Source organism: Niallia sp. WK069_GA_01 (assembly GCF_983173855.1).
The window spans coordinates 3,566,309-3,588,376 of the sequence record NZ_OZ470138.1; the positions used below are offsets into that span (position 1 = coordinate 3,566,309).

A 22,068-nucleotide genomic window follows, 5' to 3' on the forward strand; every position below is an offset into this window, starting at 1 on the left:
CCAGTTTAATATTATTTTATATACCTAATTTTATACCAATCATTGGAAACAATCAACCTTTTTAGCATTTTTTTCTATATTCTATTATACAACTATTCTAAAATTTAAACTGACAAAAACAGTCAGCGAACAAACTTTCTGTCAAAAAAACACAAAAAAACTGAGCAGGAAAATTAATGTTCCAACTCAGCTTTTTTCTATGACAATTACACAATTTAAAATTTTTGACCACTGCGTTCAAATAATAAAACAATCTTTGATAAAATAATAATAAACATTTACATCCCACATTTGTTCAAATACAATTTATTACTCATAGCTTTTCAGCAGCTTTTTATATTCTTCTCTTAACTGCTTTCTTACATGACGGGGTTCAAGTACTTCTGCATCCATTCCATACTTTCTAATCCATCGCAGAAATAGTTTACTCATCGTCTCGATAGTTAAAAGAATCGAACCATCCTCTTCCTCTTCAATTATAGCATTCTTATCGTAAAACTTTTTTTCTTTTATATATTTTCCTACTTTATTACTAAATCGTATAACAAATCTATTTATTTCATCTTTACTATCCATTTTCCAAGTTGCAAGATGATTGGTAATAGAAAAATCTTTTTGAACAATAAATTTTTCTTTTTGTAATTGCCAATTTCTAATTCTATCCACACGAAAATTACGAATGTCTTTTCTTTCATTGCAATAAGCAACAACATAATAATGATCATCTCTATCTACAATATAATAAGGATGGACAATCCGACTTGTTTCAGCTTCATTTGTAGGACTGTAATACGTTATTAAGATATTTCTGCTCTTTTCCATTGCATTTACAAGAGCAATCATTAAATTTTCATCATATGTATCATGATAAAGAAAATGATGCAGTATACGATTACTAATTATCTGATTCCACTTTGTTTCTTTATTTATTTTATTTCTGTCAAATTTGAATTCTATTTTCTTCAAGTTTTCTTTAATTACATACTGCTTTGGCAGTGCTTGAGTTAATAACAGAGATAGCCACTCTCTATCTGTTAATCCAGTGTTTTGGTTGATTGGCTTTTGAATTAAAAGGTAGCCTTTTTTCTCTGAATGGAAATAAAAACCAACCTTTTCTAACTCACTTATATCTCGGTAAACATTGCGTATGGATGTTTCTGTAACCTCTGCTAATTCTTTAGCAGTCACAAAATCTCCAGTACTACTAAGATAATCAATAATTTTAAAAAGCCGCTCCACCTTATTCATTTTCACCTAGAAAACAACTCCTAAATAAATGCATAATCTCATTTTTCTCCTATTATACCAAAAGACAATAAAATACTTTTCTATTTTCCCAAAAAGTTATAATATACTAAATATAATTACTCTCACAGTATCATTCTAAAAGGATATTCTAAACAATAATTATTATAATCTCAATCATATTTTGCAGTGAACCTATTTTCATAAGAAACTGCCACAAACCCAGAAGCACCAAGGGATTAAGCCTTCTTTTTATTAAATATGAAAAACACAATCATCGGTTCACTGCAAAACGGAGAAACATTAATAAAACTAGAATGCTCTCCAAGCCTTGGTATATAAAGGTTTTCCATGCAATTTTCCAGAGGCTTTTATCTGAACGTAGTGGGATATAAACTAGGAATTCCTTTCTATATGCGGATGATAACTTCTAACTTTTATCTGAACGTAGTGGGATATAAACATAATCCAATTAGCTAATCTATAATGAGATTGTTTTCTTTTATCTGAACGTAGTGGGATATAAACCAAGTAAATATAAATATGGCAAAAAGACTAGCAAAAGCTTTTATCTGAACGTAGTGGGATATAAACTTATGTTTGATTTACCGAAGACACGCTTGCTGTCCACTTTTATCTGAACGTAGTGGGATATAAACGTGTATCCTTCAAGTGCAGCAGATTCAATTCGGTTAACTTTTATCTGAACGTAGTGGGATATAAACCATAGTAAGTCTGAATATCATTATATACTTGATAATCTTTTATCTGAACGTAGTGGGATATAAACTAAGGACTGTAGTTGGTTTCCTTGTCTCTATGAGGCTTTTATCTGAACGTAGTGGGATATAAACACTTGAACAGAAAAAGCAATTGGATCATCATCTAAAAACTTTTATCTGAACGTAGTGGGATATAAACTTTTAGGAAATCGTTCAGCTTCTTCAGGAGTAATTTTCTTTTATCTGAACGTAGTGGGATATAAACGGGAATCGAAAAGGGAAACTTATCTTTAACATTTGCCTTTTATCTGAACGTAGTGGGATATAAACAAACGATTTTTAGCTTTATAATCCAAAAATCTTATACTTTTATCTGAACGTAGTGGGATATAAACTCAATGAATGAATCTTTTAAAAAACCACCACAACACTTTTATCTGAACGTAGTGGGATATAAACAATTGAGTAGTAATATCTCCAGTCACAGAATCCATACCTTTTATCTGAACGTAGTGGGATATAAACGTACATATCTTTTTTTAGATGTTGCGGTATTTTAGCCTTTTATCTGAACGTAGTGGGATATAAACGTGGACAAGAAGAAAGTAAATCCTCCATCCAACCACTTTTATCTGAACGTAGTGGGATATAAACAATGTGGATGAAACATTCTTATTTAAGCGAAATCCCCTTTTATCTGAACGTAGTGGGATATAAACAGAAGAATACGTGGACGGATTGCATTTTGTTTTGGCTTACGTAGTGGGATATAAACTACATATTTACCAGTGTGTTAAAGTGTACACGTTGCTTTTATCTGAACGTAGTGGAATATAAACATCAAAAAACATTAGAATAGCATACCGGATAAAATAACTTTTATCTGAACGTAGTGGGATATAAACTAAAGATGCTACTAAATTATTACGTCTTGGAAATTTCTTTTATCTGAACGTTGTGGGATATAAATGATGGAAGTATGGAAGTGTTAAAAGTTTGCTGGTGGATTTTTATCTGAACGTAGTGGAAAAATAAAGAAGCATTTACATATTTCCCATCCTGTATTTACCAAAATCCATTCTAGTGTTTAGATTGTTTGTATCGACAGTTTAAGTGGAACAAATAATGAGAGTGAGCTTCGCCACATTGGTTTGGTTATGTACTTATTAATAGAAAAATTTCAAAAGAAAATGAAATTACTAAATAGATTGGTAGAGTTTCAATTATCAAAACTGCGTACACAGTCCTATAAGCAAAAAAGCCGACTCAAAAGAATCAGCTTTTCAATAAAATATTTTATGCAGTTTATTGTAAATTCTGAAAAAAATGCCTGCTATAATCTCTTTCAATTCCTTCTTTCCAGCTTCGATCAACTTTTTTTCCACTCCGAAGGTCGTCACGGCTTCATTTACTGCTTCATAATTTAATTGTGTTCCTATCTGATCAGCATGATATTCCACTGCGAAGTATTCATCTATTCCAAATCGCGTAGTGCAGCCAATCTAATTAATCCTAATCATCCTTTGTTTGCCTGAAATATGTTGAATTGTACCCATGCCCATTTGTCCTTGATTACTGGAAGTTAATTTCAATTCAATGATATTTCCTAAATCACCAGTGGCTCTGAAGTAAACCTAACACTCCTTTATCAATATCCACATTTTTTGAAGTCTGATCTTTATACGGTTTTTGATTCCGCTACGTCTTTACTTACGCAACTTCATGATCGCTCTTTTCACTTCGTTTGTTCTTTCTATTCGGATGAAAGAGACTGTATAGAACGGGAATGATAATTAACGTTAGAATCGTGGATGTCGTTAACCCTCCGATTACGACAACAGCTAAAGATCGGGACACGAGTCCGGCGTGGCTAGAAACAGCCATTGGAATCAAGGCTCCAACTGTCGCGATGGCTGTCATAAGGATCGGGCGAATTCGAACAGCACCTGCTTCAAGCAAGGATTCGTGGATACTTAAACCTAGCTTTTCGTTTTGCTTTACACGGTCAAGCAATACTATCGCATTGGTTACAACAATTCCATTTAGCATCATGACACCGATCATGGCCGGCATTCCAATTGGTTCTTTTACAACAAACAATCCAACTAAGGCTCCTATTAAAGAGAATGGAATAGCAAAAAGAATCACAAATGGTGCCTTTCCTTCTCCAAAAGAGATAACCATAACCATATAGACTAGTAGAATACTAACCGCAATAGCAATCGTCATGTTTTTAAAGCCTTCATCCATTGCAGCCGAAGCCCCTTCTTTATACCAAGATACTCCATTCGGCAAGTCTAGTTTTTCTAGCGCTGCATTGGCTTTATTACTTATTTCACCTGTATTAGGATCTGTAATGGCTGCTCGAAGCATCACGTATTCTTTTCCATTTAAATCACTAATAGAAATTCTATTTTTTACTTTTTCAAGCGTGCCGAGATCCTTTATAGCTACCTCTTGACCTAATGGGTTCTTTATTTTTTGCTCTCCGAGTGCTTTAATGGATGAAACATCGTCTAATTGAAGCTTTAATTGTAAATCGGTTTTATCGCCATTCAACTCGAGCTCTGTTACAGTATCACCCGTAATAAGGCTGCGAAGGCTTTGAGCGACCATTCCTGGCATGAGACCATGATCACTAAGCTTTTGGTCGTCTAAATCGATATTAATTTCAGGCTTTTCTCCTTCAAGATTTGTACTGATATCGGCTAATCCATTAATTTTTTTTAGTGCTTGGGTCATCTGCTCGCTTCCTGATTTTATATCTTCAATATTTGGACCATTTACAATAATCTCTAAGTAAGATTGACCGCCTCCAGTCATATCTCCAGTACTAGTCAAGGTAATTTCCTTTGCACCATTTATGTCCTTAAATTCATTTCGAAGGTCTTTTGCTAATTTTTTAGGTTCTTTCACCGAATCTTTCATGACAAAAGAAATAGACGCTGAACCCTCCTCTACAGAAGTTGCGATTTGCTTTATTTCTTTTCTATCCATTAAAATACTTTCTACTTGACTTGCCAGTTCATTTGTCTTCCCTGCTCCAATTCCTTGCTCCATAGAAATAGAAGTTCGGTATTCAAATGATTCCTCTTGTGGCAAAAAGGTCGTTCCAAGTCTTGGCGCAATTGTTACGATACTTGTCGCCAATAAAAGCACAGCTACTATTAAAGTCACTGCTCGATGCGAAAGTGCCCATGCCAATGCCTTTCGATATGTTTTTTGAATTCCGTTCTCTTTATGTTCCATCGGTTTAATATTTAGCAAAAAGATTCTAGATAGCAATGGAACAATCGTGATTGCTGTCAATAAAGAGAACAATAAAGAAATGACTACCGTCCATGCAAGTGGTGCAAAGAATCTCCCCACAATGCCAGGGACGAATGCCATTGGCAAAAAGACGGCAACGGTCGTAATTGTCGATGACGTAATGGCGGATGCCACTTCACTTGTCGACTCTTCGACTAGCTTTTGATTATGATTTTTGGAAGCACTTACTCGACGGAATACATTTTCAATGACAACGATGGAGTCATCTACGACTCGACCAACCGCTACAGCAATCCCTGCTAGCGTCATAATATTTAATGTATATCCCAACATTTTTAACAATAAAAACGATGATAGGATGGAAAGCGGAATAGAAATAATAGCAATAAGTGTTGAACGAATGTTGCGCAAAAATAATAACGTAACAATAACAGCCATTACGGCACCTAATATTGCTTCACGCAGCATCGATGAAACCGATTCCTGAATGGATATCGATTGATCGGAAAGTGTATCCAATTTATAATTAGATGGAATATCCATTTCTTTTAACATTTTATTGGCTTCTTTTACAATAGCAACCGTATTTTCTCCCGATTCAATAGTTAAATCGATAATGACAGCCGGCTTAGAATTAATTCTAGTATAACTATTTTGCTCCCCCTTCCCAATGCTGACATTTGCAATTTTTTTTAATTGGATAGATGGAATAGATGGTACGGATGATCCCTCTTTAACCGTTGCTTTATTAGGTAAAGGAATGTTGATATTTTGAACGCCCTTTACTGAGCTGAGCTCTTTGCTTACGCGCACAGGCAATACTTCGTCGTTAACAGCAACTTCACCAGTTGGAATGGATAAATGATTGGCCAAGATTGCTTGCTTTACCTCATCAAGCGTCAATCCATATTGTGTTAGCTTTTCCGGTAAAAGCTCAACAAACAGCTTATTTTCATCAATACCTGCAGCTTTAACCTCTGCTACACCTTCGATTCCTTCTAAAGCAGGAACTACTTCTGTTTTTACATAGTTTTGTATGTCCTTCTGATCTCCATCTGCATAAAGACCTACTTTATAAACTGCTTCACCATCAGGAGATTGACGCATGTATTCAGGCTGACCTGCCGTCTCTGGTAGCTTGACTTTAGAGATGGCTTGTCTTGCAAGATCCTCCCCATCATCCATATCTACACTCATTTCGTATTCGAGTGTGATCCAAACTCCCCATGCCGTCGCGTCGGAGTATACGTTTTTCACTCCATTAATATTCATGACTTCCTTCTGAACAAGTTCTGCAATATCCTTCGATGCCTGCTCCGGCGATGCACCAGGGTAGGAAATGAATACACTTAAATAAGGAATATCCACTCCAGGGTATTTTTCAACGTTCATTTTCTGAACAGAATAAATCCCTCCTCCAATCAGCATCGCAACAATTAAACATAAAGCGACCGTATTTTTCATACTAAAACGAATAATAGATTTCATTTGTCCTCCTCGTATAAATTTAATAATTACTGCTTTATCATACTAAACTTTCCACATTTTTCATAATGAACCAGAGATTTAGAAATAACTAAGACTTAAGACTTAAAAAGGGCTATCGATGCTTATCCCTATAGCCTTTAAGCGAGAAATTGATAAATTTGAGAAACGTGAAAAGAATCTCGCGTTAATTTCATTTTTCTCTATATACAAGGGAACTTCTTCATCCCCCTCTTCATTCACTGATTTTCCCAGTGACCTCCACTTAATACATAGGGAAAGCGTAAAGAATAAAATTCTTCTAATCCATTAACTTCGACAAACTCCGACTAAATTCGGGTCGTCACTGTGATCAAGTTTAAACGATTGACAATTCATAGTATTTCAGTTAGAATTAAAAAAAATATTACATATACAAAAAATCTCTTATCCAGAGAGGTGGAGGGACTGGCCCGATGAAACCTCAGCAACCACATTTTTTTGATGGTGCTAATTCCAACAAAGCATAGCTTTGAACGATAAGAAGAGGTACCTTTTTATATAAAAATAAAAATCCTCTTCTTAGGAAGAGGATTTTTTGTATAGAAAGGGAGAGTTATTATTATGATAAATAACGACTACTAACCAAATAAATGATTATCTAGATTTATATCTTTATGCAGGAAACATTGGTGATACTTTATTTAGAAGATTGATTTCGTAATTGTTGGTATATAGAAAGAATCTCTTTATTAATATGTTTGAACTTTTCCCAAAGTGTATAAATGGAAGAAGCATCGTTTGGATTTTTGTTTTCCTGCTGGATTATTTTTATCTTTTCGATAATTTCCTGCTGCCCGTATCTATAACTCTTTCACACTTTAAGGAAGACACAGAAAAATGATCATTTTTGGAAAAAATAATGAACTAGTCTCTCCACATCCAAAGAAAATTCCCACATCTTTTTCAGTGACCTCCATTTTAAATATAGCGAAAAGCATAAAAAATTCTTCTAAACTATCAAACTTCGACAAAATCCGATTAAATTCGGGACGTCACTGTGACTTTTTTTGTTATAATGAAAACACTATCCAATGAAGTCAGGAGTATCGCTAATGTTAAACGAGTTAACTCAATTGATGAAGAAGAGTTTTGATCAACTTCCCCTTAGACCACCACTATTTTATTCATGGAAATATGGTATACGTTTTGAAATTGCTATACCCTCGGTGAACCATTTAGATGAACGTAATCTTCAACAAATTAACGAAAGAAGCACAGGTATTTTTAATCATGTTTTTCATGATACAGATGAACTATTGCTTGTCACGGACATTCATTGTGAAAAGAAGGATAATTTTTTGCAAAAAAGACCAACAAAAGTGTATCAAAAATATGTTAAGAGCAAAAAATTGTTACGCAGACTACAGTATCAATTATTGCCCAGTGTGTTCACCGAACCTGATTTTGACGAAGATATGGTCACACATCGATTTGTTCTGAAGTGTAAAAAGAAAGATATCCGGTACAGTCAGCTGCTGTCCGCTATAAGCTATGAGGATTTTCCACATCCGACACGCATCTTAAAAAATAACGATCGGCCTGGTTGTGATATATACTTTATAAATGTGACCAGAAAAATGATTTATCACCTTTATGACGATCGAGGCTGTGACGTTATTGCGGCAAATAAAAATTCTTTATATACGCTATATAAAGAATTAAACCTTTGGATATTGGATTATGACCGCGAACAAATTGACCGGCTATTTAAATAAAGCTGCCTGTCCCCCTACTCTAAATATTAACGCTTCGGGGAGCAGGCATTAATCGTTCTATCCTGTTTTAGCCGATAAATTATTCTTGATCAAATAAGGAAATTTGAATAATAGCATCTTCCTTTTTCGTTACAGAATTTGCATAGAATACATTTTTATAATATCGATCTTGCCTGCCTTTTTCTCCTGCAAATTCTAAATATCCCTGTTTAATTAATGATTCTAACGCTTGAACAACCGAGGGATAGATTTTATATTTTCCAGTTACATATTTGTCATTAGGTGCATGACAGTTTTCGATAAGGTATTGACACACCTTACTTGCAAGAAAAATAGGGATATTTTCTTTTTGAATAAATGTTTCTATTTCTTTACTATAATGTAATAAGGCAGTTGATTGTGGATTATTCTTACTGCCTTGTGGTTTCTTTTTTATTACTTTCACTGGCGGATTTATGATGTTTTTTACATTCCCTACAAATTTTGACGGCATAACCCGGCTGCCATATTGTTTGTTATAAGAAAGCAATTCCAATGAATGTTCCGCTCTTGTCATACCAACATAAAATAGGCGAACTGCTTCCTCTAGAAGCTGAGCGCTGCCATTTTCAAATTCTTCGATGTCCTCAGCGGATGGGATTACCCCATTAATTAAATCAACCATATAGACTCGCTTAAACTCTAATCCTTTTGAACTGTGCAGCGTTGAGAGAGTAACGGCATTTTTGTTTTTATTAAACCTAGAACGCTCTAACACCGTTTCCAAATGTTTAAGCCTCGCTGCAAACTCTTCCATTGTTTCTAGTGAATCCGCCATTTCTTCTAATGTAAAAAGAATTCCCAGTAAATATTCTTTATTATATCCTAATTTTTTTGCAATTTTTATCAGCGTTTCCTCGTACCCCAACTGAAAACGAATAGTTCGGATTGCTTCAAGTGGGGATGTTCCTTTCATCTTTTGAAAAATAGTTTTATATTCTTTTAAGATGCTCGCTTGGCTATTGTTCCACTTCATATGTTTTAAAAGAACATCAAACACGGAATCCTGGGGTTGCCATTTCTTCATGCTATCTACTTGGTCTTTTGAAATATAAAGGGTCAGTTTCCTAGAAATTTCTGCAAATATATCTAGTCTCCTATCATTAAAGGAAAAACGCATAAAGTTTAAAATATCTTTTACAACCCAATGCGAAAAGAAACGATTTTCATGGTCTTTCATATAAAAAGGAATACCAGCTCTGTCAAATTCATTTATTATGATGATAGCGGATGATTTATTTCGGAATAAAATGGCCGCATCTTGATAGTTTTGCAGCTTGTTTATTTCTTGTGCTAAATATTTCGCCTGGAATTTATAGTCTTCAAAACATTTAATTACTATCGGTTTATTGGGTGGATTTTCTGTATGCATATTTTTATCATAACGATTTTTATTTTGTTTAATGAATTGGTTCGCTGTTTCGACAATTTCCTTTGAAGAACGGTAATTTTTCTCCATCATTAAAATAACGGCATGTGGATAAACTTTTTTAAATTGGAGCAAATATTGCGGCTCTGCTGCCCTCCAACCGTAAATCGATTGATCATCATCTGCAACCACATACAAATTCTGATGCTGCTGCACTAATTTTTCAATTATAGCATGCTGAACCATTGAAGAATCTTGACTCTCATCTGTTAGGATATAATCATATTTTTGCTGATATTTTCTTAAGAGTGCAGCATCTTTCGCAAATACTGCATTTGCAATGGTAAGCATATCATCAAAATCAACTAACAACTTATTTTGATCTGCTCTCTTATATTTTTCATAATCTGTTAAGATTTGCTCTGCGTTTGGAACATCACATTTAACACTCGACCAATTTCTTTTAGGGAGCAGCTTGTTTTTAATAAAGCTAATATAATTTGTTAATTCCTCTAACTGATCCTCTGAAACACTTTCATGATTGACCGATTTAAAAATTTTTCTCAGAATTTGTTTCTTCTGTACAGGAGGACTACTTGAGTTTTGATCCGCTTTCCCTTCAATTAATTGATAGGATATTCCCTTTGAATAAAAATAATCACGAACAACTTGTAAGGATAGACTATGGATCGTGGAGAAATCTACTGAATTATCTGGGTGGTCAGGAAAAAATCGTTTAAACCTTTCTTTCATATCGGAAGCAGCTGCTTTACTAAACGTTACGGCTTTAATACGTGAGGGATGCACTCGCTTTTCTTCTATTAAGTAACCTATGCGCATAATCGTAGTAGTTGTTTTCCCGGAACCGGGGGTTGCAAGCAATAGGAAAGGTCCCTCCGTATGAAGAACAGCCTTTTTCTGCACTTCATTTAAATGAACACCTATTTGTCTTTTTTTTCTTTCAAAAAAATCTTCCTTTTGATTCAATGAAATCACCCTTGAGAGATTGATGGATAGTAAATAAAGAATTTACTTTAATTGTTATTTTTATTATACAGAATAGTTGTCATATATGGAGGATAACTGGTATCTTTTATTTAAACCTCATCCGCAATGATATTTGTATTTGATATCCATCGTAAGTCCATGTTTATACTTTATTTATTCTTACACTATATAAATCTACTAATAATATCTGTAGAAGCATACCATTTCACTAAAAACATTGAAAAATAGTAACTAATTACACCTTATTTTCTCCAAATAAAAAATGCCTCCAAAAAGTCAAAGCTCTTTGAAGACATTCTTTCATCCCTTTCTTATCTTGCAAATCGGTGATTCCCGATTTCCACTGTAACAGAACGGGATAAAATCCATTTGCTGCTTGAGGTTTTCGGATTATAGAAGAATAAAGATCCATTCCCTGATCCATCTAAAGCAATTGCTTCATTTACTGCCCTTTTCGATGCAGCATCAGCTGATTTATTGATCTGTCCATTTTGTACAGGAGTAAATGCATAATGTCCATCTGTGACCTGGTAAATAACTTCACGGACTGTATTTGGAAATTGATTACTTTTTACACGATTCAGGATAACAACAGCAACAGCGACTTTTCCAGCATATGGCTCCCCCACTGCTTCTGCATGCACTAAACGTGCCATTAAATCTTTATCGGTAGCGGAAATAGTAGCGTTAGGCAGAATCATTGTTTCACCTGCAATAAGTGGTTTGCTATCGTTGGCATTCATTACACTTTTCACCGGAACGCCAAACCCCTTTGCTATTTTCCAATATGTGTCCCCATTATGTATTGTACGATTTGTTGCTGCTTCTGTTTCATTTGTTAACGTAAATGCGGAAATCGTTACGATTAAACCTGCTGCTACCATTATTTTTTTAAATTTGTTCATATCTTGTGCCTCCAGTAGTAGTTCATTATCTACTACTAGACTATCAAATGTAATATTTTCAATCATGGCACAAAACTTGGTAAAAACAAGATTGCTAGTATAAAGCTATGATAATAAAGGGTGAAAATTGATAGAGGAATTATTATCCATCTTATTAAATCCCCCAATAAAATCCTCTTATAGGAAAATGCGGACTAAATTTTACAACATGGTAACATGTATATTACATAAGACTAAAATCAGCCCTCTTCTTAAATAGCTTCTTCATTCCATAAGAACTTTTACATAATTCAGAAAACATAGCGAAACACCAGATTCAAGTCTATTTTTTAATACAATGGTTCGTCCTTTTACTAATTTACCCCCATCCTTCTTCCCTAAAATCGAAAAAAGAGGAACCATTTTCAGTCCCTCTTTTTCCAACCCTCCACTATATCCGTTTATATGCTAACTAAATTATTAATGAATATTTTTCTTTTGAAAGTTCCCACCCTTTACTTCGGATACATCGTAAATTGCGACAAAGGCTTTCGGATCAATTTCACGGATAATTTCTTTCATTTTACTTTCTTCAAGGCGGTTAATAACACAGGTAATTTCCTTAAATTCTTCTTGTGAATAACCACCTTGAGCTAGTTTATACGTAGCTCCACGGCCTAATCGATCACGAATTGTCTCCACCATTAATTCCGGATGATCGGTAATAATATTAAAGGTTTTCGAACCACTTAAACCTTCTTCTACAATATGTATCACTTTCGATGCAATATAATAAGCAATGGCCGATAAAATAGCCCCTTGAAGACCAAACACCGTAGATACAATAACAAAAACAAACATATTTAAAAATAGAATAAGATCACTTGTTCCAAAAGGCAATTTCCGAGAAAGCAATACGGCTAACATATCAATTCCGTCTAATGCGCCGCCGTTACGCAAAGCCAGACCCATTCCAAAACCGATAATAATCCCACCAACAACGGTTACAAGCAACGTATCTCCATCTATAATCGTTGGCACATGGTGCATAAGACTCGTGCTAACGGCTAGTGAAGCGATTCCAATCACAGAATAAATGGCAAAGCTTTTTCCAATTTGTTTATATCCTAAAAATACAAATGGTATATTTAATACAGCAATTAGAAGTCCTAATGGCAAGCCAATTAATTGCGATCCAACAATACTTAAACCTGTTACACCACCATCTGATACAAAGTTTGGAATTAAAACGGCTTCTAATCCATAAGCTGTAATAATTCCCCCAATAATCACCAATAATGCACGTGAAAATTTAAAAATTTTGTTACTTTTTTTCTTTGTTATTGTACTCATTTGATTCCTTTCCCCGTTTCAACCTTATTTATGTAATTTTTCTTCCTTTATTACTTATTTTAACACTGTACTCTATTCAAGTGTTCATTTTTGCTCTGATCTTTCTTTTTTCCGCTTGATTTCTTTACTTTTAAAAAAACAAAGTTGATAATTATATCTTCTAATTTTACTTTAACAGTTATATTTTTTCTCCTTTGTTGAAAATTCAATTCTATCTATAATAATTTTAACAAATTAATATTCGTTTCTATTTGATATCAATCAAAGCGTTCTCTTATATAGTAGAACCCCATCCTAAATTAGGACAGGGTTCACATAAAGTTGAATAATGTTTGATAAAAGACACTTCACCTATCTAAAAAATCCACCATAAAGTCGTTAAGAATTACGTTCATTTATCATAGGTTACTTCTGTAGTATCTGAATAAGGTTGCCACATGTATCGTCGAAGATAGCTATTGTGACTGCACCCATTTCAGTCGGTTCCATCGTAAACTTCACGCCTTTTTCCGTTAATCGTTTGTATTCTTTATGAATATCTGCAACGCCAAACATTGCTGCTGGAATGCCCTCCGTACTTATTTTCTTTTGATACTCTTTAGCAGCAGGACGGTGATTAGGTTCGAGTAATAGCTCGGTACCATCTTGATCATCTGGAGAAACCAGTGTTATCCACCGATATTCTCCAACGGGAACGTCCTCTTTTTTTACAAATCCCAGTTTTTCTGAATAAAATGCCAGTGCCTTATCTTGATCTTGTACAAATATACTAGTAACAATAATTTTCATATGGTTATTGCCTCCTTTGATATTTTTGACACTTGATGTTGCGCTAATAATCTGACTGCAAGCAAAACCACCACACATTTGTCAGAAGAAGTCCTGTTCCGATTTTCTAGAATTACTCTATCCATCCTTTCAGCAATTTTTTAAGTGGCTCGTTATTAACTATTACCACTCGATATTTTCCCTTTCATTATGATTTTACAGGCCCTGCATCTTCCAATACAAAAAGATGTTTAGCTATCACTTGTCGCGAAATAGCAAGGTTATACTTCATAATGAGACGTACCGTAAGTTCATACTACGTCATCTCATTGCGTTCGGATAGTTCGTCTAATATGTGCCGCCGAGTCGAGTCACCAAGCGCTTTCAATATAGTTTGTCCCCATTTATAAATCAATTATAAGCAACTCTGTGTTTGCATGATGAAGGAACCGTTTCATGCGAACTTAACAAAGAAGATAAAAAAATGAATCTATCTTTGAGTGTCCGTATCCCGTTCATTATATTGCCTATGATAGTGAAATAGCCGCTGATAACAATCATCACCTTTCACTTGTGTAGGGCAATATAGAATTGGTTCTTACTAAATTTTATGACTGGATATTGGGCAGAATCTGCTTCTAGAGATACAACATATAAAATATGAGAAAATTATGAAAAAATAAAAATTCCAGAGAAAATTTGGAAGAAAAATGATATTATTTAATTAAGTACTTTAGTACTAACATAATTGCAGTTTATTCGCTAGATGTAGACTCCGTTATTTAACCTTTTAAATTTTAAGTGAGCTAGTACTAGATTGATACGTACATACAAGTTGCTAAAGGATTAACTAGAAGAAATGCTAAAATAAGAATAAAACCGGAGAGTGTTAATATGAATCTTAAGGAAACTTTAGAAATGTTAAATAAAGTTGTGATTGAAAATAAAGAGCTAATTAAGAACGAGGAATCGACCAAGCAATTTTTAATTTTACCTTTTCTCAGAGGTTTAGGTTATGACACTTATAGTCCTCAAGAAGTTACTCCGGAATTCACGGCAGATTTCCATAAAAAAAATGAAAAGGTTGACTACGCTATCTCAATCAATGGAGAGCCAAAAATATTTGTCGAAGCAAAACCGGTGAACAGCAAGATAGTTAAAAATGCTCCTCAATTAAGTAGATATTTTAGCACCTTCCCAAATGTTCGTCTCGGTATTTTAACGAATGGCATTGAATATCATTTTTTTACTGACTTAAATAATACCAATATAATGGATTCTACTCCCTTTTTCATTTTTAACCTTACCAACTACAGTGAAGATGATTTTAATCACTTAATTAAATTTTCTAAAAACCTCTACGACTATGAAAGTATCAAAACTCTTGCTGAATCTTTAATGTACTCTCAATCTTTCAAATCTGTCATTAAAGAAATATTTGAAAGTCCAAATGATGATTTTATTAAATTTGTCATAAAAGAACGATTTAAATTCAAAGTAACGCAACAGTTCATAAATACGGCTAGACCTTTGGTGCAAAAATGCATCCAAGAAGCGCTAACCGAAATTATTAGTGAAAAATTTGACGGTATACCCAATAATAATCAAGTGATTCAAGAAGCAGCTGCTGCTATGGAAGAAATACAACAGGAGGAGAAAAAAGTTTATTACTCTCCAGAAGACATTGACTTATTAGGTACCTTTGAAGAATTTGAAGGCGTTAAAGTAGTTCTTCCTAATCCAGAGTCCTATAAAAAATTATTAAAAATACCACAAACAGCCTATTCCGTTGAGAAAGGAAATCCATTAAGCGATTTTTTTGTTTCATCCATCCTCTTACAAGGATATGCTATTGCTGGGTACCTAATCGGCCACTATTATAATAATCGAGAAGATACCACCCTATATACGGTTAAATCGAATGAAATCGAAAAATTCTTAAAAGAAAATCCTATTGTTCTTAAATCAGGCTTCATCAACGCACGGTTAGGATCACGATTAAACAAAACCACCAATGAAAAAACGTATTATTTAAAAAGCTGTTTGACCAATCTTTCCTTAAGAGATATTCCTAATCTTGTTTCAAAAGTTGAAGATGTTGATGTGTTTTTTAGCAGATTGCAATAATTAGAAATTCGTATGCACTTAATTTAGTTTGTTGATTTTTGGAAACGATTAGCAAAAAGATGCAATTAACTGCTTTATCTTTTAATTTATGGCATTCGTTGTTAAGTAAAGAATTCCGTATGAAAGCTATTCAAGAACAACTTGTTCAGGCACCCATTGTCCTTGGACAAATGTCTTTTTAGGGTACCTGACACTTTTAATCCATTTTAACTATACTACAGTTCATTTCTCAAAATATCAGAGACTTGTTCCATTTCGTTTCGAACTAATAATAGATGCTCGGTAATCAGCATTTTGACTAGATTTTTATCACGACTTTTAATGGCTTTTACTATCTGTTCATGATGGGATATACCATCCTTTTTTGTTTGTGGAAACATAGTCATTAATAAATAAATAGTCTCATCTAAAAGAACAGAAATAGTATTCATTAATTCTAAAAAAAGTGGATTTTGTGTACATTTAGCCAACGTGATATGGAATTCTAAATCCAATGCAGCAATTTGTTTAGAATTGTCGATTTCTTCCTTCATCCGGTCTACTATTGTTTCTAAATGATTAATTTGTTCATTTGTTGCACGGTCAACAGCTAATTCTCCTATTTTCTGTTCTAACATTTCTCTTATTTCCACAATATCTTGCAATTTCCCATTATTATACTTCATAATTCGTTTAACATTGCCAATCAAATTGGCACTATAATGGTGGGCAACATAACTCCCCTTTCCTTGCACAACTTCTACTAACCCTTTCTCTTTCAGCAATTTCACCGATTCACGTATCACGTTTCTGCTAATATTATAATATTTAGACAATTCCCTTTCCGAAGGAAGCTTTTCTCCTATTTGATATTTTCCATTATTTATTCCATCTTCAATGACTCCTGCAATTTTTTCATATAATAACATTGTTGACATGACATTCTCCTTTCTACCATGAAGTGAACTCTAACTCATTAGTTTGCGCAATATACCATCTATTGGTTCCAGAGTATGCATACATTCATGAATGTTTTATTATATATTTATAAAGATATGAATATTGTAATCTTTAATACTTTGAAAAATCAAAGAGTAAATCAATTAATACTATTTCACTATTTTTCTCCGCTTCTTAAATCAATAAATAAAGAGTCAAATAATCCTCACCCTTCAAACAGGATGAGGACTTGTGTTATTTAACACTTTATTGATAATTGGCAAACTTGCAGAAGGCTGATGTACTAGAGGAATAAAGAACTGACACCTATTAGTGACTGTTTAAACTGTGATATAAGTACTTTCTATCTGCTTAAATCTTACTTCTCATTAACTCCCTGATAAATAGTAGCAGCAATTTTAGCCAATGTGGGTGTTTTCAGATGTTCTTCTACCCATTTAGCAAATTGGAAAAGAGTAACATCATCCAATCTTTTACAAATTGCTTGCATTCCAATTGGAATTCCTTTTTCTGTGAATCCAATTGGAATGGAAACTGCTGGCTGACCTGTCAAGTTTGAAATACTCGTATATAAAAAGGTATAATCATAATCTTCCGTAGCATGTCCATTAATCTCTTCCGGTTTATCTGCATCATAGGCTATTTTATTTGTAGCAAGTGTTGGAGTAAGAATGACATCATATGTTTCAAACATACTTTGCATCATATGCCATAAATAAGAACGATATTCTCCTAGTCTATCAAATTCTATTGCAGATAAACCATCGGCTCGTTGAACTACATTTTTTAAGCCTTCTGATACCTTATCTGCATGATTATCCATTAGAGGCTTTACACCCGCACCTAAATGTGTCGTCCAAATCTTATCAAAAAAGTCTATATACTCCTTACATGTTTTTTTCATAGAGATCTCTACAGGTTCAACACGCAAACCCCATTCTTTAAATTTATCTATCCGTTTTAAAAATGCATCTTTTGTTTCAATTTCTACCTCAAATATACCACAATCCAATGAATAACCAATGACAAACTCATTGCGTGCTTCTTTTTTTAGAATATCATAAATAGATACATCTAATTTTGGCAAAGAGAACGGATCGGAAGGCGCCTCACCTTGAATTACATCAAACATTAAAGCAGCATCTGTTACCGTTCTTGTGATTGGACCATAAAAAATAAATGGATTATGATTATTAAAAACAGCACCCATATCATTATCTAACGGAACACGCCCAAAGGTTGGCTTAAATCCATATACTCCACATAGGGCTGATGGAATTCTAATTGAACCTGCACCATCCCCCCCTTGTGCAAGTGGCACAAATCCTGAAGCAATGGAAGCTGCAGCCCCTCCACTTGAACCTCCCGATTGATAATCCAAATTCCAGGGGCTTTTCGTAGGACCAAAAAGAGCATTTTCTGTTGTTCCTTTAAATCCAAACTCAGGTGTATTCGTTTTCCCCATAATGATAGCTCCAGCTTCTTTTAACCTTTTAACTATCGTTGCATCACGATCAGGAATGTTATCTTTGTAAATAAGACAGCCATGCGTTGTTTTTATTCCTTTTGTATTGACAAGGTCTTTTATCGCAACCGGTATGCCTTCAAGTGCACGTATATTTGTTCCTTCTTTATATCGTTTCTCCGACTCCTCTGCCTGTATTAATGCTTCTTCCTTATTTAATGTCACAAAAGCATTTATAATCGGATTTTTTTCTTCAATAAATTCAAAAAGGTTCATTACTACTTCAACTGGCAATAATTTGTTGGAACGATAATGCTCAAGCAATTCATCTGCACTTAATTCATATATCTTCATCGTTCTTCCCCTTTCTTTCCATTTATCCCACTCTTAACAGGCAGTAAGTCCCCCACCTCAAGATTCTAAGAAATCAAGGAATACAGGTGGAAGATAACTGCACGTAAAAGTCCGATTGGTTCAACTAACCATCAATGGGGAAGGAAGCCCCCACTGATGGAAGTTTTACTTTATTAAAGGCACAGCACTTAATATTTTTAGAGAAACTACTAGGATCTATTCTCCCTGTGAAGTGATTAATGGTATCTCTTCCTCGTGTAAAAGAGGTCGTTTTTCTTTCCAAGGACTTGCTTGCTCAAGCTGGCCAGCCAACCTAAAAAGTGTAGTCTCGTCACCAAAACGACCAACAAATTGCATTCCGATTGGAAGTCCTTCTTTACTCCATCCAAGCGGCAATGATATAGCTGGCTGACCTGTCGTGTTAAACAAGTATGTAAATGGAGAATAGTCCAAAATTTGTTTCGTCCAGTTCCAAATATCTATACCAGGTGCATTCATATTAAGTACTCCTAATGGAACTGGCAAGCGTGCTGTCGTTGGGGTTAAGAGCACATCATATTTCGTAAAAAACAAACCAACCTCCCTTGAAATAGTATTGTTGATACTTAAAGCTTCCAACAAGTCGGATGCTTTCATGGTTTTATAATATTGATAAGCAGACCATGATACATTTTCCATATTGTCAATGGAAGGTTTCCGATTTAAGACTTTTGCCACGGTTTCTAAATTACGACTAATGTTAGCCGCCCATATGCGGAAAGTTGCAAGGAAAAGCGCTTCATTATCAATGACAGGAGCATCTTCTACCAATTCATGTCCTAAATCCCTACAAAGCTGAACTGTTTGATGAAGAGATTCAATACACTCCTGATCTACTGGTGCTCCATTAATAGGCTTGGACATCCAAGCAATTCGAAGTTTCTTTGGAGTATTTTCTAATTCCGTTAAATAAGGCCGTTTTGGTATTTCGGGAGAAGAGTAGCATCCTATATCTGCCCCCCCAACAGCATCGAGAAGAGCTGCCGCATCACGGACAGATCTGGTTAAGGCAAAATTGGAGGCAAGTCCGTTTAGCGGTTCGCTTGACGTTGGACCAAATGGCACACGACTTCGAGTAGGCTTTAACCCAACTAACCCATTCACGGAGGCGGGCTGGCGAATCGAGCCAGCACCATCATTTCCTTGGGCGATTGGCACTATCCCTGCAGCTACCGCGGCAGCCGAACCACCGCTTGATCCTCCAGCGCTCAACTGAAGATTCCAAGGATTTCGTGTAGGACCATACATAATAGACTCTGTAGAAAAGTTAAACTGTACTTCAGGGGTAGTTGTTGTACCTAGTAAAACAAGTCCGGCCTTACGAAATCGGATGACAAGTTCACTATCTTCCGATGTTGTATACCCCTCTGCCAAACGGCTGCCCATACATGAAGGAATCCCAACAGCTTGCGGACTCGTCTCCTTCAGTAAATAAGGGACTCCAAAAAAAGGGGCATTAGGTGTAAGTTGTTTCATATCCTCCATTGCTCGATTAGGATAAGTTGCCACCACTGCGTTAATAATAGGATTTATTTTTTCAACCGCTCTAAGAGCAACATCTTTCAATTCTTCAGGGGTTACTTCTTTTCTTCTAACTAACTCAGCAAGACCGATACCATCATAAGTAGCGTATTCAGAAAACTTCATCTCTATCTACCTCCTATAAATATTGGGTACCTCAATCGATAGAATATTCAGAACCATCCTGTCCTGTTGGAAAAGAATTAAAAAGGGCAGACTGCCTTTTGTACAGATGGTCCATGAACATTTTTAACATGAAAGTCGAAATTACAAAGCCAGAGCCAGTTCTTTTTTTACTTCAAGAATAGTCTCACGTATAATCCCGATAATATCATCCATTTGATTTGTATTAATAATTAACGGAGGAGCAAGGACAATCGTGTTTTTTCCATCATATGTAACAGATCTGCAAACAAGCCCACGGTCAGCCGCATGTTCCACGAATTTAGAAGCAATTTGAAGATTAGTAGAAAACTCGATGCCTAGGTCTGGATCACGCATAAGGTCAAATGCCCCCAATAATCCCATCGAGCGAACATTTCCAACGATTTCAAATTCATTCTTTAAAGCTAAAAATCCTTTGAGCATTTGTTCTCCACGTTCTTTCGAGTTTTCTACAAGATTTTCTTTCTCAATAATTTCAATGTTTTTTAATGCTACTGCACATGCGGTAGGATGTCCGCTATAAGTAAATCCATGGAACAGAGTACCTGCCGACAGTTCAATTAAGGTATCATGCACTTTTTTGGAAACACATACTCCTCCAAGTGGAACATATCCACTCGTAATGCCTTTTGCAATCGTCATAATATCTGGCACTACGTTCCAATGCTGGGTGCAGAACATTTTGCCTGTACGACCAAACCCTGTAATTACTTCATCCGCAATAAACAGAATGTTGTATTCATCACACAGCGTTCTTACTTGCTTGAAGTACTCATCAGACGGTACGATCATCCCCCCTGCTCCTTGAATCGGCTCAGCAATAAACGCGGCAATTGTATCTGGTCCTTCTTCATTAATGATAGATCGGATACTTTGCACTTCGTCTAATTCTGAATCGGATAACCGCTCACTTCCATAATAATTATTGACAGGCTTTGCTGCATGCAAAAAATCAGGTGACTTTGTGCCTGACATATTCCAAAATTCTTTAATCCCCGTAGCACTGGTTGCTCCCATGCTAATGCCGTGATATGCTTTTTCACGTGAAATAATTTTATTTTTTTGCGGCTCTCCTTTTATCCGCCAGTAGTGTTTCGCTAGCTTAAATGCCGAATCGTTTGATTCTGACCCTCCGGAGGTAAAAAATACTGCATTTAAATCTCCAGGAGTCAAAGTGGCGAGCTTTTCCGCCAACACAATAGCCGGCTCGTGGCTGAAAGTGGACATCGCAGAGGAGAAAGCCAGCTTTTCCATTTGAGCAGAAGCGGTTTCAGCAAGCTCCTTTCTACCGTGGCCTACATTAACATTCCACAAGGATGACATCCCATCTATTACTTTTTTTCCACTAATATCTTTTAAGTAAATGCCTTCTCCTTCTGTAAAAATAAAGGAAGCTCCTTCTGTATGCTGCTTTTGAATAGAAGAGGTAGGATGAATAAAAAACTTGCGATCCAATTCAATAAGTTCTTCCCGAGATAAATTTGTCATGTAGCATTCACTCTCTTTCCTATAGATTGTCAGATTTTAATTTTTTATATAATCAACTGCTTATTAGTGG

12 protein-coding genes, 1 pseudogene, 1 CRISPR repeat array and 1 riboswitch are annotated in these 22,068 nt (G+C 35.1%); of the genes and pseudogenes, 2 read left to right on the forward strand and 11 right to left on the reverse strand.

Features of this window, described 5'->3' with window-relative positions:
- Positions 1-309: 309 nt before the first annotated feature.
- Together AC5LWL_RS16790 and AC5LWL_RS16795 are read right to left on the reverse strand one after the other, a co-directional pair.
- Positions 310-1,248 (reverse strand): helix-turn-helix transcriptional regulator, encoded by a 939-nt coding sequence (locus tag AC5LWL_RS16790; RefSeq protein ID WP_493436637.1) that lies wholly within the window; start codon positions 1,246-1,248, stop codon positions 310-312.
- Between the two features lie 365 nt (positions 1,249-1,613).
- Positions 1,614-2,687: a CRISPR direct-repeat array (repeat unit 29 nt; unit sequence CTTTTATCTGAACGTAGTGGGATATAAAC).
- Between the two features lie 990 nt (positions 2,688-3,677).
- The gene (locus AC5LWL_RS16795) at positions 3,678-6,725 is read right to left on the reverse strand and encodes an efflux RND transporter permease subunit (RefSeq protein WP_493435386.1); all 3,048 of its coding nucleotides are present in this window, start codon (positions 6,723-6,725) and stop codon (positions 3,678-3,680) included.
- Positions 6,726-7,145: 420 nt separating this feature from the next.
- Positions 7,146-7,247: riboswitch (SAM riboswitch) on the forward strand.
- Between the two features lie 569 nt (positions 7,248-7,816).
- Between AC5LWL_RS16795 and AC5LWL_RS16800 the strand changes: the two genes are divergently transcribed.
- A complete protein-coding gene (locus AC5LWL_RS16800) occupies positions 7,817-8,479 on the forward strand; it encodes a DUF3885 domain-containing protein (protein WP_493435387.1) in 663 nt (220 codons plus the stop codon).
- 79 nt (positions 8,480-8,558) lie between these two features.
- Here AC5LWL_RS16800 and AC5LWL_RS16805 read toward each other — a convergent pair whose 3' ends face one another.
- The 5 genes and pseudogenes from AC5LWL_RS16805 to AC5LWL_RS16825 all read right to left on the reverse strand — a co-directional run bounded on the left by AC5LWL_RS16805 (position 8,559) and on the right by AC5LWL_RS16825 (position 14,312).
- Positions 8,559-10,883: a UvrD-helicase domain-containing protein gene (locus tag AC5LWL_RS16805; RefSeq protein ID WP_493435388.1), complete on the reverse strand. Its 2,325-nt coding sequence runs from the start codon at positions 10,881-10,883 to the stop codon at positions 8,559-8,561.
- Between the two features lie 323 nt (positions 10,884-11,206).
- A complete protein-coding gene (locus AC5LWL_RS16810; RefSeq protein ID WP_493435389.1) occupies positions 11,207-11,800 on the reverse strand; it encodes a cell wall hydrolase in 594 nt (197 codons plus the stop codon).
- A 459-nt stretch (positions 11,801-12,259) separates the two neighbouring features.
- On the reverse strand, positions 12,260-13,132 hold the full coding sequence (locus tag AC5LWL_RS16815; RefSeq protein ID WP_493435390.1) for a YitT family protein: 873 nt from the start codon (positions 13,130-13,132) through the stop codon (positions 12,260-12,262).
- Between the two features lie 405 nt (positions 13,133-13,537).
- Entirely contained in the window at positions 13,538-13,921 is a 384-nt protein-coding gene (locus AC5LWL_RS16820) for a VOC family protein (protein WP_493435391.1), read from the reverse strand.
- Between the two features lie 112 nt (positions 13,922-14,033).
- Positions 14,034-14,312, reverse strand: a pseudogene (locus AC5LWL_RS16825) (ArsR/SmtB family transcription factor).
- Between the two features lie 482 nt (positions 14,313-14,794).
- Between AC5LWL_RS16825 and AC5LWL_RS16830 the strand changes: the two are divergent.
- The gene (locus tag AC5LWL_RS16830) at positions 14,795-16,027 is read left to right on the forward strand and encodes a type I restriction endonuclease (RefSeq protein WP_493435392.1); all 1,233 of its coding nucleotides are present in this window, start codon (positions 14,795-14,797) and stop codon (positions 16,025-16,027) included.
- Between the two features lie 215 nt (positions 16,028-16,242).
- Here AC5LWL_RS16830 and AC5LWL_RS16835 read toward each other — a convergent pair whose 3' ends face one another.
- From AC5LWL_RS16835 to AC5LWL_RS16850, 4 genes are all read right to left on the reverse strand, one after another.
- Positions 16,243-16,944, reverse strand: a complete 702-nt coding sequence (locus AC5LWL_RS16835) for a FadR/GntR family transcriptional regulator (protein WP_493435393.1) — start codon at positions 16,942-16,944, stop codon at positions 16,243-16,245.
- Positions 16,945-17,324: 380 nt separating this feature from the next.
- A complete protein-coding gene (locus tag AC5LWL_RS16840; RefSeq protein WP_493435394.1) occupies positions 17,325-18,785 on the reverse strand; it encodes an amidase in 1,461 nt (486 codons plus the stop codon).
- Positions 18,786-19,001: 216 nt separating this feature from the next.
- Positions 19,002-20,471 carry an amidase gene (locus tag AC5LWL_RS16845; RefSeq protein WP_493435395.1) on the reverse strand — a complete coding sequence of 490 codons (1,470 nt, stop codon included), beginning with the start codon at positions 20,469-20,471 and terminating at the stop codon, positions 19,002-19,004.
- Between the two features lie 141 nt (positions 20,472-20,612).
- Positions 20,613-21,998 carry an aminotransferase family protein gene (locus AC5LWL_RS16850; RefSeq protein ID WP_493435396.1) on the reverse strand — a complete coding sequence of 462 codons (1,386 nt, stop codon included), beginning with the start codon at positions 21,996-21,998 and terminating at the stop codon, positions 20,613-20,615.
- Between the last annotated feature and the right edge of the window lie 70 nt (positions 21,999-22,068).